Below are 16,687 nucleotides of genomic sequence, written 5' to 3'. Positions count from 1 at the left end.
TTCTCCGGACCTCCGGAGCTGTCCGACACCGTGGATTTCATTCCCGCCTCCGTCATGTCCGTTCTGTCACGCGAAAAGTCGTTGCCAGGTCTCTGGGCCGGGGTAGCCGTCGGCCTCTGCGCCCCGCCAGCCCTGGGCCCGCTGGAAGGCCTCGACATTGCGCCGGTCCTCCTCGGTCCATCGGGGGCCGGGGCCCTTTGCGTAGTGCTTGCCGTATCCCTTCCTCATCAACTGTCTGCCGAGCGTGTCGACATGGCTGTTGGACTGACCCGGCCGGAAATAATCCCGGCCCGGGAACGCCGGAGCCGCGGTTGAACCGCCCCTGTCCCCGCTTCCGCTCGCGGGGATGTCCCGGCCCGTTCCGTTCACCAGCAGGCGCCAGGTGTCCGGGCCGGGGATGCCGTTCGCTTCCTTGCCTGACCAGCCCTGGGCCTTCTGGAACTTCTGGGTCGCGCGCCGGTCCGCATCGCTCCAGTCCGGTCCCGGGCCCACCTTGTAGAAGCGCTTGCCACCGCGGTCCACGAGCATGCGGCCGAGCCGGGTGACGTACGTGCTGCTGGCGCCGGGACCGAACTTCGCGGCGCCCGGGAACGCCGGCAGCGCCTTCGAAGTGCTGCTACCGGTAGTGGTGGACAGCCCCTTGTAGCGGTACGGGACATAGCTGCCGGAGTGGGTCCAGTACGCCATGGGCGTCGTCTGCTTACGCGTGTGCGAGGGCGTCTGCTCGTACGCCGAGTAATGGCTGTGCGTGTAGTCGGTCCAGCCGCCGAAGATCGTGACGTGCGAGCCGTTCGTCGGGTTGGCCTTGTTGTGGAAGAGCAGGATGTCGCCGGGCTTCAGCTCCTCGCGGGCGATCTTGGTCCCGAATTTGGCGAGACTGCCGGTCCACTCGTTGCCCCTCAGCTTCCAGGCCATCGACACATAGCCGGAGCAGTCCTGCCGGTAGCCGTCGGACCAGTACTTCGCCATGCTGTACGGGACCTGCTCGCCGACCCACTTCTTCGCCCGGTTGATGATGTCCGTCCGTGTGGTCTTCGGCGTCTGCGGTGCCGAGCCCGTGGACGATGGCGGCCCCGGGGTCCCGCCCCCCCGCAGTGGACCGGGGAGACCCTGCGGACTGCCCGATTCCGAGTCGTCCGAATCCGGATCGCCCGGGTCGGCCACGTCGGCCGGATCCGGATCGCCCGGGTCACTCGGGTCGGCCGGTTCCGGGTCGGCCGGGATCGGCGCCGGGTCCGCCCGGGCAGACCCGGCGGTTCCGGCGGCCCCGGCGCCTTCGGCGGCGTGCCCGGTCGCCGCGCTCGCCGCCTCGGCCCCGCCGGTGCCGAGCACCACGCCGGCCGCCGTGACCATGACCAGCGCGCGCCGCGTCCCATGCGCGGCAGGGTGTCCTCCGTACCGCCTCGGCAGGGCCCTGGCGGCGGCGCGGCGCTGCGCGGCACACCCCGCGCAGGTGCAGTCGACGGCAGGAACGTACTCCTCGAAGGCCGGCACAGTCATGCGAATCCCCTCCGCACTCTCAAGATCTTTGGGCGCACCTGCACAGGCGTCAGCGTTGCAACTCACCTGACATATTGCATTTTGACGGATAGAAGTTAAAAAACGACCATCCGACAGGCCGTGATCGACAGGAAATGGTCAGAAGCACCCCTGGAGGTCGGGTAGAGTTCTCCAGGTCAGCAGGCGCCGCTAGCTCAGTTGGTTAGAGCAGCTGACTCTTAATCAGCGGGTCCGGGGTTCGAGTCCCTGGCGGCGCACGCAGAATCAAGGCCCCCTCACCGAGCGTGAGGGGGCCTTGTTCGTGTACGCGCAGCCCGTACACCTCCGTGCGCCCCTCCGCAAGAGTCACTCAAATCGCACATATAGCCGGTTAACCGCCTGTTTCACCCTTGCGATAACGACCCGGGTCATACAACCTGTCATGGGGTCATCGGCTTCAACCGGGCCGATGACACGCGCAGTTGGGGCAGCACGGGGGAAATTCCGGTTGCGGTACCGCGGGGTGGGGGCCCCGCTCATGGACGGATGCCGAGAGGCATCCTGCAGCCGGAAGGGCGCCATCCCGCGACTCGGGGAAAGGTGGCCCGCCAGCGATGTCGCCCGCGGCGGTCGAGGGGATTCGCCGCGGACGAGACGACCGACCGATCACGCAGTGACCAGTGCGTGCAGGGGGACGATCCATGACGTCGACGCCGACCGGCGCCGGGCAGAACAACGACCACTCCTCCCGGACCACGCAGTTGCGGATACCCCCGCAACTCCGGACCGGGGTACAGCGGCACCACCCGAAGAAGGCGCTGCCGCGTTACGACTACGAGCACTACAGCCGGCTCGCCGGGCCACTGACCCAGCCCGATCCGGACAAGCCCTACACCGTGCGGTACCGCTCGCTGCTCTCGCAGGAGCCGCACAGAATCCGCGCCGCGCTCCTGCTCGGCGCCGCACCACTCGTCTCGCTCGGCCTGTTCGCCTGGCTGATGCAGCCCGAGCACTGGACCCAGCGCGACCCGAACGTCAAGAACGACACGCTGCTGATCCTCGACATCGTCATGCTCGTCTCGATCGGTCTGATCGAGCTCTTCCGCACGATGAATGTCCTGTCGAACGCGCACGCGACGCTGGTCGCGCGCGATCCGGTCCCGGTCGTACCGGAGTCCGGCAGCAGGGTCGCCTTCCTCACCTCCTTCGTCCCGGGCAAGGAGCCCCTGGAGATGGTGACGAAGACCCTCGAGGCGGCGGTCCGCATCCGGCACCGCGGGCTGCTGCACGTCTGGCTGCTCGACGAGGGCGACGACCCCGCGGTGAAGGAGGTCTGTGCCCGCCTCGGGGTGCACCACTTCTCCCGCAAGGGCGTCCCGCACTGGAACCGGGCCAAGGGCGCGCACCGCGCGAGGACCAAGCACGGCAACTACAACGCCTGGCTCGACGCGCACGGCGGCTCCTACGACTTCTTCGCCTCGGTCGACACCGATCACGTACCGCTGCCCAACTACCTGGAGCGGATGCTCGGCTACTTCCGCGACCCGGACGTCGGCTTCGTCATCGGCCCGCAGGTCTACGGCAACTACGACACATTCGTCACGAAGGCCGCCGAGTCCCAGCAGTTCCTCTTCCACGCGCTGATCCAGCGCGCGGGCAACCGCTACGGCGCCCCGATGTTCGTCGGAACCAGCAACGCCGTGCGGATATCGGCCCTCCAGCAGATCGGCGGCCTGTACGACTCGATCACCGAGGACATGGCGACCGGCTTCGAGATGCACCGCGCCCGCAACCCACGCACCGGCCGGAACTGGCGCTCGGTGTACACCCCGGACGTGCTGGCCGTCGGCGAGGGCCCGACCGCGTGGACGGACTTCTTCACCCAGCAGCTGCGCTGGTCACGAGGGACGTACGAAACGATCCTCAAGCAGTACTGGAGAGGGATCGGGACGCTCCCCTTCGGCAGGCTCTTCAACTACACGATGATGATCATTTTCTACCCGATGTCTGCCCTGAACTGGATCCTGGCGGCGCTCAGTTGCACGCTGTTCCTGGGCATGGGCGCCTCGGGTGTGCAGATCGACCCGGTCGTCTGGATGATGCTGTACGGCAACGCCTCGGCGCTCCAGATCGGTCTGTACATCTGGAACCGGCGGCACAACGTCTCGCCGCACGAGCCCGAGGGCTCGGGCGGTCTGGCGGGCATGATGATGTCCGCACTCTCCGCCCCGATCTACGCACGTTCCCTGATGGATGCCGTGCTGCGCCGCAAGAGCTCGTTCGTGGTGACGCCCAAGGGCGACTCGTCCAGCCCGGACACGCTGTTCGGCACCTTCCGCATCCACCTCTTCTTCATCCTGGTCTTCGGCGGTTCCCTCACCGCGTCCTTCGTCCTCGGCCACAGCCATCCGGCGATGCTCACCTGGGCCGCGCTGGCCCTGCTGATCACGGCGGCGCCGATCGCCGGCTGGCGGTACACCGTCCGCGCGGAGAAGAAGAAGCGGCGCGGCGGGCCACCACCGCCACAGGGCGGCGCACCAGCCCCGCATCCGGCCCACCCCCCGCACGAGCGGCCCGGCCGGCTCGCCGACGACCAGACCATGCCGATCGCCCTTGGGGGACGTGAACGATGAAGTACCGCCCGAGCCGCCGTACCCGCCGCATGGCGATCAGTACGGCGGTGGTTCTGGCGCTCTCGGGAGCGAACGGGCCGTGGCTGTACCGCTTCGGCAGCGAGCGCTACCACGCGTACACGATCGACAAACCGGAGTACAAGGCCGCCAACGGACACTGGGACTTCCTGGACGTGCCGTCCGAGTTCCGGATCAACACGATCCATGCCGCCCTGCTGCACACCGGCAAGGTGCTGCTCGTCGCGGGCTCCGGCAACAACCAGAAGAACTTCGACGCCAAGAGTTTCCGGTCCGTGCTGTGGGACCCGGGGGCCGGCACGTTCAAGAACATTCCCACGCCCAAGGACATGTTCTGCTCCGGTCACACCCAGCTGCCCGACGGCAAGCTGCTGATAGCCGGCGGCACGAAGCGGTACGAGAAGCTCGAGGGCGACGTCACCAAGGCCGGCGGCCTGATGATCGTCCACAACGAGAACCCGGACAAGCCGATCACTCTGCCCGCGGGCACCCGGTTCACCGGCAAGGGGAACGGGAAGACGTTCGTCTCCAAGGACCCGGTACTGGTGGAGAAGGCCACCAAGGTCTTCGACAAGCGGACCGGCGCGTTCCTGCGCAACGAACCCGGGCTCGGCCGGATCTATGTCGAGGCCCAGCAGGCCGGCACGGAGTACGGGACCGGCACCCAGGACAACTACCGGGTCTCCGGTCTCTCCGGCTCCGACACCCGGAACGTGTACGGGATCGCCCAGAAGCTCGCCCTCGACAAGAAGGATTTCCAGGGCATCCGGGAGGCGTACGAATTCGACCCGGTGGCGGAGAAGTACATCACCGTCGACCCGATGAACGAGGCACGCTGGTACCCGACGCTGACCACACTGCAGGACGGCAAGGTCCTCGCCCTCTCCGGGCTGGACGAGATCGGGCAGATCGTGCCCGGCAAGGACGAGATCTACGACCCGAAGACCAGGAAGTGGGCGTACACCGGCATCGTCCGGAAGTTCCCCACATACCCCGCGGTCTTCCTCCTGAACGACGGCAAGCTCTTCTACTCCGGCTCGAACGCCGGGTACGGACCCGCCGACATCGGCCGCGACCCCGGCATCTGGGACCTCGCGACCAACAGGTTCAAGAAGATCCCCGGACTGAGCGACGCCGACGAGATGGAGACATCGGCAACGGTACGGCTGCCTCCCGCCCAGGACGAGAAGTTCATGGTCATCGGCGGCGGCGGGGTCGGTGAGTCGGAGAGGTCCAGCGAGAAGTCCCGGCTGGTCGACCTCAAGGACCCCGACCCCGAATTCAAGGACGGCCCGTCGCTCGACGAGGGCACCCGCTACCCGAGCGCGGCACTGCTACCGGACGACTCGGTGCTGGTCACCGGCGGCTCCGACGACTACCGGGGGCGCGGCGGCTCGAACATCCTCCAGGCGCGGCTGTACGACGCGAAGACGGACAGGTACAAGCGGGTTGCGGACCCAGCAGTGGGCCGCAACTACCACTCGGGGTCCGTACTGCTCCCCGACGGCCGCGTCGTGATCTTCGGCTCGGACTCGCTCTACGCCGACAGGGCGAACTCCCGCCCCGGCGTCTTCGAGCAGCGCATCGAGATCTACACCCCGCCCTACCTGTACCGCGACTCGCGCCCGGAGCTGACCGCGGGGCCGAAGAGGATGCGGCGGGGCGGTACGGGGATGTTCACGACCTCGCAGGGGTCGACGATCACGTCGGCGAAGCTGATGCGGCCGAGCGCGGTGACGCATGTGACGGACACGGACCAGCGGTCGGTGGAGCTGGGGCTGGTGAGGACGGCAGAGGGCATCTCGGTGACGGTGCCGAAGAACCGGGCACTGGTGCCGTCGGGGTGGTACATGCTGTTCGTGACGGACGCGAAGGGGACACCGTCGGAGGGGACGTGGGTGGAGATCCCGTAGACCAAGGGGGCGTTCGAGGACGGAGAACCGGTCACCGGACGCCCCCGGGTACTACTTCGTGTTGCGGGCCAGACCCAGTGCGTACTCCGGCCACCACGCCCCGGCCTTCGGACCCCCCTTGCAGGAACCGTCCGACTCTCCCGGCCGCTTGACCCACAGATACGCGTCGACCAGCTCCTCACCCGTGTCCGTCGTCGGCGGTTCACCGAGTGCGCGGCCCGGAGGGTTGCACCAGCTCTCCTTCGGGTCGCCGCCGTCGTAGGGGCCGTTGCCGTTGCGGCTGGTGTCGATCACGAACGGCTTGCCGCCGACCTTCGCCGACAGCTGCTTGCCGAAGTCCGTACTGGCCGCCGTGGTCTGGAAGTTGGAGACATTGACCGCGAAGCCGTCCGCGTCGGCGATGCCTGCCCGCCGGATCGGCTGGAAGAGCGCGTCGGGCGTGTGCCAGCCGGCGTTGCCCGCGTCCATGTAGACACGGGTGTGCGGCAGTTGCCTCAGCCGCTGGACGGCGCCCTCGAGGAGGTCGTACCGCTCCTCGTGGAACTCCTGCGGGGTGCAGCCGTCGACCAGGTGCAGCACTGCGTCCGGCTCCAGGATCACCGTGGCGCGGCGGTCACCGATGCCCTCGGCGACCTTCTCCAGCCAGTCGCGGTACGCGTTGCCGTCGGCGGCGCCGCCCTTCGAGAACTGGTCGCAGTCGCGGTGCGGGATGTTGTAGAGGACCAGCAGCGCCTCCCGGCCCGCCTTCGCGGCCGCCTCGGTGAAGCCCTTGGTCTCGGCCTCGGGGTTGTCCGGGCCGATCCACTCGCCGACCGGCTGCCGGGCGATCTTCCTGATCAGGTCGGCGTTCCTGTCGTTGCCGTCCTTGGTGTAGGCGGCGACCTGCCGGGCCGCGTTCCCGTCGGGGTTGACCCAGTACGGGCCGCTGCCCGAGGGCTGCCGGCCGATCGCGGCGGGGCTCTCGTCCCCGTCGCCGCCGGCCGAGGAACATCCCGCGAGCAGCACCATCGCGCCGGCCGCGGCCACCGCCCCCGCGCGGAACCGGCCGGTGTGATTGCCGTACATCCACTCCCCCTCGGGTGCCGGACAAGACCGGGCGAATCCATCCTGGCACACCCGGGTGTCCGGCTTGCCCGTACATACGAGGACGTTCATGAACGACAGACAGTGACCGGTTCTGGACGTACCGTCAAAAAACGACTGGGCCATGACCGTTCACCGGCCTACAGTGTTCAGGAGTGGCCCATACGCCCCCTTGCCCTCCCGTGTCGGCGCCGGGCTTCTCCCGCAGCCCGCGCACCGCGGTCGAGGACCGGCCCGGCCGGCGCCCCGGGGGAGAACGGGCGGCCGGCCGGGCCAGGTATCCCTCTTCCGCCCGGGACGACCTACGCGGAGTCGGCGGACTTGGCGGACCCGGCGGACTTGGCGGACTTGTCCACGGCCTCGGTCGCCTTGGCCGCGCTCTTCTTCTCGCCGGTCAGATAGGCGGAGACGACCACATTGGCGTTGTACTCGTGCGACGCCCGGTCGAACGTACCGCCGCAGGTGATCAGCCTCAGCTCCGCCCGGCCGTCCTTGCGGGGACCGTACGCCTTGTGGGCGTTGAAGCGGTCCCGGGTGAAGACCTGGACATCGTCGATGGTGAATTCGGCGACCGTGCCGTCCGTACGGACCACCCGGATCTTGGCGCCGGGGCGGGCCGCGCTCAGCCCGTAGAAGACGGCCGGTTTGGTCTCGGTGTCGACATGGCCGACGAAGAGTGCGGCGCCCGCCGCGCCGGGCCGGGTGCCGCTGCCGTACCAGCCGACCGTGTGCGGGGTCGCGAAGGACGGCGGGTCGATCGCTCCCGCCGCGTCCAGGCCGCGGGAAACGACGGGGGCCTTGATGCCGATCGAGGGGATCTCGACCCGCTCGGGCGCCGCACCCTTGATCGGGGCGTGCGCGGCGGGCAGCGGTACGCCGAGGGGGCGGCCGACCGCGGCGACATCGCCGGTGGTCGGGGCAGAGCTGGCGCCGGAGCCGTCGGTGATGCCGCGGCCCCAGAGCCACAGGCCCAGCAACACGACGGCCCAGGCCACGCCGGTCAGCAGCCGGCCGGTGCCTGTGGGGCGGTCCGAGGCGGACATCTCGTTCAGTCCGTGGACGGGTGGCGACGGCGGGAGCTGCGGAAGGCGACGGCGACGGAGGCGACGGCGGCCAGGACCAGCCCGGTCACGGTGTGTGCGATGCCGGGGCCGTCCTGCTGGGCCGCCTCGCCGGCAAGGAGCGTCGCGGTGCCGCCGCCTCCGGCCTGGACCGGGGCGATCGGGGCGATGGGTGCGGCACCCTCGCGGTCGACGACGGTGACGGTGCCGGACACCCGGGTGTCCTTGTCGTCGTCACACGTCACCCAGATGTCGTAGTCGCCGGCCGCGGCGTCCGAGCGGATCCTTCCCTTGGCGGAGAGCCCGCTGTCGTCGGCGGCCGAGAAGCCGGCGTCGGAGTCGAAGGCATCGGAGATCCCTTTGGCCTTCCCGCCCTTGCAACCGTCGACCTGCAGGTCCACCTCACCCCCCGGGGCGATGGATGCCGGGTCCACCGAGAGGGTGGCGCGGGTCTGAGTTTCCTTTTCCTGGCTGGAGCCGGTGTCGGCCAGTGCGACGGAAGCGGGCATCAGTGTCGCCGCAACCACTGCGGCTCCACAGAACGTGAGGGGTATGGAACGCATCGTGAACCTCCTAAAGGCAGGTTCACGCGTCCGGCGGGTTTTCGCATCCGCTGGGGCGTCGGGGCTGGTCCGTGGGAGTGCGGGGAACGGCTCGCAGAAACCCCTCCCCGCACCCGCCTGTGCCGGTGCCGACGGGGCTCAGGCCACGCGCAGCGGCCCTCGACGGAGGGGCTGGTCCCGTCCTGGGTTGGTCCGGATGAAGCGGGCCCCGCCGCTGATCAGGCGGATCGCCTTGAGCGCTCGAAACTGTACGTTCGGGTCTCACCACGTAGACATAAAACATATACTGTGGACGACCTTGAAGGCAGTGCTGGCGAGGACGGGCACAGGGACAGACATGCTCACAGTTGGTGGATACGTCCGGATCTCCGACATCGGGCAAATAGGTGACGGGCGCGACGGCCGAGAGGGGGTCGTCCGCCAACGCGAAGACGTGTACGACTTGGCTCAGCTCAAGCGCGTCAACGTGCACCGCGTCTACGAGGACAACGACACCTCCGCCTACAAGCGCCGTGTGAAGCGCAAGGACTTCGAGGAGATGGTCCTCGACCTTCACAACGGCGTGATCAGCGGCATCCTGGCCTACAACATCGACCGCATCGCCCGCCAGCCGCGCGACCTTGAACATCTCATCGACATCTACGAGCAGGCCCGCCGCCCGATGGTCTTCGGCACCACCGCAGGTGACTTCGACCTGACAACCGAAGACGGACGCTTTCAGGCACGTATCTACGTGACCATCGCCAACAAGTTCTCCGCAGATGCCGCCCGCCGAGTCGCCCGTCAGAAGCTGGCCGAGGCCACCGAAGGAAAGCCGCACAAGGGGCAGCGGGCTTTCGGCTGGAAGGACGTCGAGCACGTCGACGAGAGGGAAGCCGAGCTTCTTCGGAAGGCCCGCAGGGACGTCATCAGGGGCAAGACGATCGCCACTCTCCACGAGGAGTGGACAGAGCTGGGTGTGTGCAGCCCCCAGACACCTCCTGGCAAGACGATCGGGTACACGAGCGTGAAGTACGTGCTGAGGAACCCTCGCCTGTGCGGCTACCGCGCCTACATCCCGCAGGAAGTTCGCGAGAGGTCCGGCCGCGTGGACCCCACCGAATATCTGGTCGAGCGCACGGACGGCACACCGGTCATTGGGCAGTGGGAGACGATCTTCACGCCTGCGGAATGGCGGGAACTGATCGATGTACTGGACGCCCGGAAGAACACCGGTAAGGGACGCAAGACCGGGACCACGGTCACGAAGCGGCTACTGACCGGCATCGCACGTTGCGCGAAGTGCGGAACCGGCCTGCAATCCGCCATGTACCAGAAAGGCACTCCCAGCTACGAGAAGTACGGGTACTACTACCTGTGCAGGAAGGCGGGCGGCGGGTGCGGAAAGCTGTCCCGCAGCGGCCCCCCGGTCGACGACTACGTCGAGAAGGTCCTTCTCGGCAGCCTCAAGAAGCGGGCTCGCACTGTGCAGCCCGCTGAAGAGGAAGACCCCGAGCTGACCAAGGCCAAGAAGGCGCTGGAGCAGGTCGAGGCGGACAAGGCCGAGGCTCGACAGCTTCGGGCTGACGACCTGCTCTCTCTCGGCGAGTTCGCCCGCGAGATCCGCCGCCTGGAGGACAAGGAGCGGGAGACGAAAGAGAAGGTCTCGACGCTTCCGGAGACACCCGCCCAGGCAGGCTCCGCGGCCGGTCGCATCGTCCGCGAGTGGGAGGGCTACACCGTGGACATGAAGCGGCAGGAGATCATGAGGACTATCGAATCCGTGATGATCAGCGGAGCAGGTAAGGGCGGCGCACAGCGCGGAGTGTTCCGCCCGGAGCTCCTTGAGATCGTGTGGAAGTAGCCCGTGTGCCAGCGGGCATCCACCGGATCTGAGGCTGGAGTTCGGCAGTCAGGAGTGCGTCCCCTCACTGCCGCCGTCGTAGATCTCGTATCGGCCGTCACTGTGTACTGCACTCCGGCCGGAACGGGACCATCCGCGGCTCGGTGTTCGAGCACTCGCCCGCGTTCGGCTCGGCGGCCCTGTTGGCCGAGCCGGCTTCCGGGAAGAAGTTTCCCCTGCGAGGCGGAGCGGGTGACTCCGTATGACCAAACCCGCGTTGTAGGTGATCTCTGGATGGATCGCTGCTTACTGGAGCGTAGGGAACTCTACGAACAAAGGTGACGTTTCCCCCTGCGACCGGTCCGGGCTACGAGACGTTCAGGCTCTGAATGCGAGGAGTGAATAGCATGGTCATCCCGTGAGTCGTCGTATGGCAGGAGCCGCACCCATGACAGATCACAAGCCCATCGAATCGTGGCTCACCGACATGGACGGGGTGCTGATGCACGAAGGCGTGCCGATCCCCGGCGCGGACGCCTTCATCAAGAAGCTCCGTGATTCGGGCAAGCCGTTCCTCGTTCTGACGAACAACTCGATCTACACAGCCCGAGACCTGCATATGCGGCTCAACCGCATCGGCCTCGAAGTGCCGGTCGAGAACATCTGGACCTCGGCCCTGGCTACCGCCAAGTTCTTGGACAACCAGCACCCTGGCGGCACTGCCTACGTCATCGGTGAGGCGGGGCTGACCACCGCCTTGCATGAAGCCGGGTACGTGCTCACCGACACCGAGCCCGATTTCGTGATCTTGGGTGAGACGCGGACTTATTCGTTCGAGGCGCTGACGAAGGCCATCCGGTTGATAAACAACGGTGCCGCTTCATCGCCACCAACCCCGACAACACCGGGCCTTCACCCGAGGGGGCGCTGCCCGCCACCGGTTCCGTCGCTGCGTTGATCACGAAGGCGACCGGCAAGGAGCCGTACTTCGTCGGCAAGCCCAACCCGCTCATGATGCGCAGTGCGCTGAACACTTTGGGTGCCCACTCCGAGACCTCCGCGATGATCGGCGACCGGATGGACACGGATGTGCTGGCCGGGCTGGAGGCCGGGATGGAAACGTTCCTGGTTCTCACCGGGCTGACGAACAGGGACGAGATCGAGCGCTACCCGTACCGGCCGACCAAGGTTGTGGACTCGATCGCGGACCTCGTCGACCTCGTCTGAGTGGTGGTCTGGCACTCCCCCCGCAGCGGAGTGTCAGACAGCCGGAGTGAGACGTCAAGAGGCCCTGAAAAGCGTGTTTCCGCAGGTCAGGGCCAACGTTCTTTGCGCGTTCCTGGCCCGTGTGCGGGGACGCCGGCGGCACCGCGTTGTGCAGCGCCGACATCCCCGATTTCAGGGTGCCGGGCCGGTGGGCCCGTGCCGGTCCCCGCAGTCAGCTTCCGGTGGCCGTCTTCCAGGCGTCCACGTAGCCGTCCAGGTTGGCGCCTATCTCCGACCAGTCCGGCTCGAAGACCTCCACCCCGTTCATCAGCTTGCTGAGCGCGATGGCGTTCGCGTCGGTGGCCTCGACGTCCTTGCGGGCGGAGAAGCCGCCGCCGACCTCGCTGACGTCCTTCTGGGCCTGCTCGGAGAGCATGAAGTCGAGCAGCTTCTTGCCGTTGGCGCTGTGCGGGGCCTTGTTGACCAGTCCGGCCGCGTAGGGCAGGGCGAACGTGGTGGGCTTGGAGCCGGCCTTCGCCGGGAACCAGATGCTGAGGTTCGGCATGTCCTTGGACTGCGCGAAGTTCATCTGGACGTCGCCGTTGGCGACGAGCAGTTCGCCCTTGTCGACCTTGGGGGCGAGCTTGCCGGTGGAGGCGGACGGCCCGACGTTGTTGGCCTGGAGCTTCTTCAGGTACTCCATCGCCGGCTCCTTGCCGCCGAAGTCGTGCATGGCCTTGATGAGTACGGCCGTGCCGTCACCGGCGACTCCGGGGGTGGAGTACTGGATCTTCTCCTTGTACTTCCCGTCGGTGAGTTCGTCCCAGGTGGTGGGCGCGGTCTTCAGTTCCTTCTTGTTGTAGACGAAGCCGAAGTAGTTGTTGACGACCGAGGTCCACTTGGAGTCGGACGCCTTGTCGGCGCCGTCGACCTGGTCGGAGCCGGCCGGTTCGTACGCCGTCAGGAGGCCCTTGGTGTCGGCCTGCTGGATGAACGGCGGGAGCGTGACCAGCACATCGGCCTGGGTGTTGGACTTCTCGCGGAGGGCGCGCTGCACCATCTCGCCGGAGCCGCCCTCCACGTACTCGACCTTGATGCCGGTCTTCTTCTCGAAGTCCTTGAAGACCTTGTCGTACCAGCCGTCGCCGTTCTCGCCCTTGAGCCCGTCCGCGCTGTAGACGGTGACGATCTTCTCGTCGGAGGCGGCGGAGGAGCCGCCGCAGGCGGAGAGGGTGGCGGCGAGGGCGAGCGCGCCGGTGACGGCGGCCAGCGGCTTGAGGTGGCTCTTGCGCATGGGAGTCGTATCTCCTGGAAGTGGGTTCGGTACGGGGTGTCAGCGGTACGAGGCTTTGGTGCGGATGCGGGAGACCGCGAGCAGGACCAGCAGCGTCGTGCCCATGAGGACCACGGCCACGGCGGCGCCGGTGAAGAGCGAGCCACGGTCGGTGGCCGCGAAGATCTGCACCGGGAGCGGTGTCCAGTCGGGCGGGTAGAGCATCATCGTGGCGCTCAACTCGCCCATGGACAGGGCGAAGCAGAGCCCTGCGGCCGCCGTGAGGGAAGGCAGCAGGAGCGGCAGCTTGATCCGCCACAGGACGTAGGAGGGGCGGGCGCCGAGACTGGCCGCCGCCTGCTCGTACATCGGGTCGAGACGCAGTGTCGCGGCCGAGACCGACTGGTAGGCGAACGCCGTGACAAGAATGGTGTGCGCCAGGATCACGATCCAGCGCGTGCCGTTGAGCAGCATCGGCGGCTTGCTGAACGCGACGAGCACGGCGAGGCCGACGACGACGGACGGCACGGCGACCGGGAGCATGAACAGCCCGTCCAGGAACCTCTTGCCCCGCCGCCGCAGCGTGGCGGCGGCGAGCGCGGCCCAGGAGCCGATGGTGAGGGCGAGCAGGCTGGCGCCGACGGCGGTGATCAGGCTGGTGGTGAGGGCCTGGAGGGAGTCGCCACTGGTGGCGGCCCGGTAGTGCTCGGTGGTCGGGCCCGAGGGGAAGGCGCCGGACCAGTTGGTGGTGAACGACGCGGCGACGATCACCAGCAGGGGGAGCGCGAAGAGTGGGACGAAGAGCAGGAGGAAGACGGCCCAGGTGGCCCACTTCCCGGTTCGGCTATGCACCAACACGGCGGCTCACCATCCGATACAGGCTGTAGAGACCCACGGAGATCGCGATGTTGACGACGGCGACGGCACAGGCGGCCGGGTAGTCGGACTCCAGGATCGCCTTGCTGTAGACGAGCATCGGCAGGGTCGTGACCCCTTTCGCCCCGGTGAACAGCACGATCCCGAACTCGTTGAGGCACATCACGAGGACGAGGGAGCCGCCCGCGGCGAGTGCCGGCAGCGCCTCGGGGAGGATCACCCGTCGCACGATCCGGGCGGGCTTCGCGCCCAGCGAGGAGGCGACCTCCAGCTGCGCGGTGTCGAGCTGCGAGAACGCGGCGAGCAGTGGCCGCATCACGAACGGGGTGAAGTACGTGATCTCCGCGAGGAGGACGCCCCACGGGGTGGTGAGGAAGTGGAAGGGCCCGTCCGCCGCGCCGGTGACATCCGTCCAGACGCCGTTGGCCATGCCCACGGTGCCGTAGATGAACAGCAGGGCGAGGGTGATCAGGAAGGACGGGAAGGAGAGGAAGACGTCGATGAACCTCGAGACCGCCCTGCCGCCGGGGAACGGCACGAAGGCGATCACCAGGGCGAGGACGAGGCCCAGCACCAGACAGCCGGCGGTGGAGCCGACGGCGAGCCAGACGGTGGTGGTCAGCGCCGAGCGGAACGACGCGGAGGCGAAGACGTCGCCGTACGGGGCGAGCGAGGTGCCGCCCTCGTCGGGGCTGACGGACTGCTGGACGACGAGGACCAGCGGGTAGAGGAAGACAAGAGCAAGAACGGCAACAGGTGGCACGACCCACACGAACCGGGGGGTGCGCACCTTGGTGGGCGTGCGTTCCGCAGGGGCGAGTGGGGCCTCCCCTGGTCGAGCGGAGTCGAGACCTTGGGGATGGGTGGGCACCGACTCCGGTGCGGGATCAGCAGGCTTGAGGCGGGCACCGGTGCTACCCATCGTTCACCACCGTCGCCCCCGCGGGCAGTAGCACCGCGTCCTCGGCGGCGAAGTGCAGGGTGATCTGGTCGCCGAGCGCCGGGGTGTCGCGCAGTTCGCGGAGGTCGGCCTTGATCCGGTGGCCTTCGACGTCGACGTACAGCCGATGTGTGGAGCCGCGCCACTGGACCTCGGCGAGGGCGCCGGTCAGCGCGTTGGGACCGTCGCCGAGTCCGACCAGGTGGGGCCGGACGCAGAGGGTGGCGGTGACGCCGCCGGCCGCTTCGCCGGTCGGTACGTCGAGCCTGCGCCCGGCGAACTCCACGGTGCCCGCGGTCCCGGCGACGGTGACCGGCAGCAGGTTGGCGTTGCCGACGAACGACGCGGTGAACTCCGTACGCGGGCGGCGGTACAGCTCCTGCGGGGTGCCGCAGTCCTGCAGCCGCGCCTTGTCCATGACCGCGATCCGGTCGGCGAGGGTCAGCGCCTCGACCTGGTCATGGGTGACGTACAGGATGGAGACGTCCGGCAACTCGCGGTGCAGCCGGGCCAGTTCGGCGAGCATCCCGGAGCGCAGCCGGGCGTCGAGCGCGGAGAGCGGTTCGTCGAGCAGCAGTACCCCTGGGCGGACGGCGAGCGCACGGGCGATGGCGACGCGCTGCTGCTGGCCGCCGGAGAGCTCGCGCGGGTAGCGCTTGGCGTACGCGGCCATGCCGACGAGTTCGAGGGCTTCGGCGACCCGTGCGGGGATCTCGGCCTTCGCGACCTTGCGGGCCTTGAGGCCGAAGGCGACGTTGTCCTGGACCCGCATGTGCGGGAAGAGCGCGTACTGCTGGACGACCATGCCGATGCCGCGCTTGTGCGGTGGCAGTCCGGTGACATCGCGGTCGCCGAGCCAGACCCGCCCGGAGGCGGGCCGGACGAAGCCGGCGACGGCGCGCAGGGCGGTGGTCTTGCCGGATCCGGAGGGCCCGAGCAGCGCCATGACCTCGCCGGGTTCGACGGTCAGATCGAGCCGGTCGAGGACGGTGTTCTTGCCGTACGCGACGCTGACCCCGTCGAACCGGATCCCGCCGCCCTGCGCGGTCCGGCCGTCTGCCGCGGGTGCGGATGCGGATGCGCCGGTCATGCTTCCGCCCGGGCGATCAGGTCCGGCAGTTCGGCGACCGAACCCAGTACGTGCGTGGCCCCGTTGCGTTCCAGCTGGTCCTTGTCGTGTGCGCCGGTCAGCACCCCGGCGACGATCCCGGCCCCGGAGCGTACGCCGCTGAGCATGTCGTACGAGGTGTCCCCCGCGACCACGATCTGCTGGACGCCGTCCACCGCCCCGGTGCGCAGGAACGCGGCGAGGACCATGTCCGGGTAGGGGCGGCCGCGGCCGCCCGCGTCGGCGGGGCAGAGCGTCAGCGCGACCAGGTCCTGCCAGCCGAGCGCGGCGAGGATCGCGTCCTGGGTGGTGCGGGCGAAGCCGGTGGAGAGGACCACGGTCCGGCCCTCTTCGGTGAGCCGCTCGATGGCTTCGCGGGCGCCGGGAAGCGGCGCGATACGGCCGTCGGCGACCAGTTCCCCGTACGCCTCCTCGAACGCGAGGTTGGCCTGCTGGGCCCGGTCCTCGTCGCCGAAGAGGTGGCGGAAGACGGAGATCTTGGACTCGCCCATGGTGGCGCGCACATAGTCGAGCTTCTCCGCGTGGTCGGCGGAGCCGGGTTCCACGCCCAGGCGCTGTGCGGCGGCGCTGAAGGCCTGCTCGACGAGGCCGCCGTCGGCGACGGTGGTACCGGCCATGTCGAGGACGATCAGATTCAGGCTGTTCCTCTGCTCGTTCATCCGGTCGCTCTCTCGGTCGTTCTTCCGGTCGT

The 16,687-nt window shown here is 68.3% G+C and carries 12 protein-coding genes, 1 tRNA gene and 2 pseudogenes; 5 read left to right on the top strand and 10 right to left on the bottom strand.

Translation table 11 applies throughout. From position 1 onward, the window contains the following. Positions 1-66: 66 nt before the first annotated feature. The gene (locus OHB49_RS26790) at positions 67-1,500 is read right to left on the bottom strand and encodes a peptidoglycan-binding protein (RefSeq protein ID WP_329163586.1); all 1,434 of its coding nucleotides are present in this window, start codon (positions 1,498-1,500) and stop codon (positions 67-69) included. Positions 1,501-1,683: 183 nt separating this feature from the next. Here OHB49_RS26790 and OHB49_RS26785 point away from each other — a divergent pair. The 3 genes from OHB49_RS26785 to OHB49_RS26775 all read left to right on the top strand — a co-directional run bounded on the left by OHB49_RS26785 (position 1,684) and on the right by OHB49_RS26775 (position 6,043). Beyond that, positions 1,684-1,757, top strand: a tRNA-Lys gene (locus OHB49_RS26785). A gap of 423 nt (positions 1,758-2,180) precedes the next feature. Beyond that, complete coding sequence (locus OHB49_RS26780; protein ID WP_329163584.1) at positions 2,181-4,112, top strand: glycosyltransferase family 2 protein; 1,932 nt, start codon at positions 2,181-2,183, stop codon at positions 4,110-4,112. Next, positions 4,109-6,043, top strand: coding sequence for a kelch motif-containing protein (locus OHB49_RS26775; protein WP_329163583.1), 1,935 nt, complete (start codon positions 4,109-4,111; stop codon positions 6,041-6,043). Before OHB49_RS26780 ends, OHB49_RS26775 begins: the two co-directional genes overlap by 4 nt. Before the next feature lie 51 nt (positions 6,044-6,094). Here OHB49_RS26775 and OHB49_RS26770 read toward each other — a convergent pair whose 3' ends face one another. The 4 genes and pseudogenes from OHB49_RS26770 to OHB49_RS45860 form a co-directional block, all read right to left on the bottom strand. Further along, on the bottom strand, positions 6,095-7,108 hold the full coding sequence (locus tag OHB49_RS26770; RefSeq protein WP_329163582.1) for a glycoside hydrolase family 6 protein: 1,014 nt from the start codon (positions 7,106-7,108) through the stop codon (positions 6,095-6,097). Positions 7,109-7,428: 320 nt separating this feature from the next. Beyond that, on the bottom strand, positions 7,429-8,169 hold the full coding sequence (locus tag OHB49_RS26765; protein WP_329163580.1) for a class F sortase: 741 nt from the start codon (positions 8,167-8,169) through the stop codon (positions 7,429-7,431). A gap of 5 nt (positions 8,170-8,174) precedes the next feature. After that, on the bottom strand, positions 8,175-8,750 hold the full coding sequence (locus OHB49_RS26760; RefSeq protein ID WP_329163579.1) for a hypothetical protein: 576 nt from the start codon (positions 8,748-8,750) through the stop codon (positions 8,175-8,177). 150 nt (positions 8,751-8,900) lie between these two features. Then, positions 8,901-9,016 (bottom strand): annotated as a pseudogene (locus OHB49_RS45860) (TIGR01457 family HAD-type hydrolase); the annotation flags it as partial. A gap of 71 nt (positions 9,017-9,087) precedes the next feature. On the opposite strand from OHB49_RS45860, the gene OHB49_RS26755 reads away from it, so the two are divergent. Next, positions 9,088-10,593: a recombinase family protein gene (locus tag OHB49_RS26755; protein WP_443079565.1), complete on the top strand. Its 1,506-nt coding sequence runs from the start codon at positions 9,088-9,090 to the stop codon at positions 10,591-10,593. Between the two features lie 427 nt (positions 10,594-11,020). Beyond that, positions 11,021-11,799 (top strand): annotated as a pseudogene (locus OHB49_RS26750) (HAD-IIA family hydrolase). Between the two features lie 211 nt (positions 11,800-12,010). Here OHB49_RS26750 and OHB49_RS26745 read toward each other — a convergent pair. Genes OHB49_RS26745 through OHB49_RS26725 form a run of 5 tightly spaced genes read right to left on the bottom strand, consistent with a single transcriptional unit; the run spans position 12,011 to position 16,655 of the window. Beyond that, positions 12,011-13,072 carry a 2-aminoethylphosphonate ABC transporter substrate-binding protein gene (locus tag OHB49_RS26745; protein WP_329163578.1) on the bottom strand — a complete coding sequence of 354 codons (1,062 nt, stop codon included), beginning with the start codon at positions 13,070-13,072 and terminating at the stop codon, positions 12,011-12,013. A 39-nt stretch (positions 13,073-13,111) separates the two neighbouring features. After that, positions 13,112-13,909 (bottom strand): ABC transporter permease, encoded by a 798-nt coding sequence (locus OHB49_RS26740; protein WP_329163577.1) that lies wholly within the window; start codon positions 13,907-13,909, stop codon positions 13,112-13,114. Beyond that, positions 13,896-14,849, bottom strand: a complete 954-nt coding sequence (locus tag OHB49_RS26735; RefSeq protein WP_329163575.1) for a 2-aminoethylphosphonate ABC transporter permease subunit — start codon at positions 14,847-14,849, stop codon at positions 13,896-13,898. The genes OHB49_RS26740 and OHB49_RS26735 overlap by 14 nt, the downstream gene beginning before the upstream one ends. Beyond that, positions 14,842-15,957: an ABC transporter ATP-binding protein gene (locus OHB49_RS26730; RefSeq protein WP_329163573.1), complete on the bottom strand. Its 1,116-nt coding sequence runs from the start codon at positions 15,955-15,957 to the stop codon at positions 14,842-14,844. The genes OHB49_RS26735 and OHB49_RS26730 overlap by 8 nt, the downstream gene beginning before the upstream one ends. After that, positions 15,954-16,655: a phosphonatase-like hydrolase gene (locus OHB49_RS26725; protein ID WP_030970960.1), complete on the bottom strand. Its 702-nt coding sequence runs from the start codon at positions 16,653-16,655 to the stop codon at positions 15,954-15,956. The genes OHB49_RS26730 and OHB49_RS26725 overlap by 4 nt, the downstream gene beginning before the upstream one ends. Between the last annotated feature and the right edge of the window lie 32 nt (positions 16,656-16,687).

It is taken from the genome of Streptomyces sp. NBC_01717 (genome assembly GCF_036248255.1).
In the GTDB taxonomy this organism is placed as follows: domain Bacteria; phylum Actinomycetota; class Actinomycetes; order Streptomycetales; family Streptomycetaceae; genus Streptomyces.
The sequence above is the reverse complement of the archived record's forward strand: the minus strand, read 5'-3'. Positions and strand labels throughout refer to the sequence as shown.

Bases quoted from the DNA above. Each gene is read 5' to 3' on its own strand.
- OHB49_RS26790 (WP_329163586.1), bottom strand. From the start codon at position 1,500: ATGACTGTGCCGGCCTTCGAGGAGTACGTTCCTGCCGTCGACTGCACC.
- OHB49_RS26780 (WP_329163584.1), top strand. From the start codon at position 2,181: ATGACGTCGACGCCGACCGGCGCCGGGCAGAACAACGACCACTCCTCC.
- OHB49_RS26775 (WP_329163583.1), top strand. From the start codon at position 4,109: ATGAAGTACCGCCCGAGCCGCCGTACCCGCCGCATGGCGATCAGTACG.
- OHB49_RS26770 (WP_329163582.1), bottom strand. From the start codon at position 7,108: ATGTACGGCAATCACACCGGCCGGTTCCGCGCGGGGGCGGTGGCCGCG.
- OHB49_RS26765 (WP_329163580.1), bottom strand. From the start codon at position 8,169: ATGTCCGCCTCGGACCGCCCCACAGGCACCGGCCGGCTGCTGACCGGC.
- OHB49_RS26760 (WP_329163579.1), bottom strand. From the start codon at position 8,750: ATGCGTTCCATACCCCTCACGTTCTGTGGAGCCGCAGTGGTTGCGGCG.
- OHB49_RS26755 (WP_443079565.1), top strand. From the start codon at position 9,088: ATGCTCACAGTTGGTGGATACGTCCGGATCTCCGACATCGGGCAAATA.
- OHB49_RS26745 (WP_329163578.1), bottom strand. From the start codon at position 13,072: ATGCGCAAGAGCCACCTCAAGCCGCTGGCCGCCGTCACCGGCGCGCTC.
- OHB49_RS26735 (WP_329163575.1), bottom strand. From the start codon at position 14,849: ATGGGTAGCACCGGTGCCCGCCTCAAGCCTGCTGATCCCGCACCGGAG.
- OHB49_RS26730 (WP_329163573.1), bottom strand. From the start codon at position 15,957: ATGACCGGCGCATCCGCATCCGCACCCGCGGCAGACGGCCGGACCGCG.
- OHB49_RS26725 (WP_030970960.1), bottom strand. From the start codon at position 16,655: ATGAACGAGCAGAGGAACAGCCTGAATCTGATCGTCCTCGACATGGCC.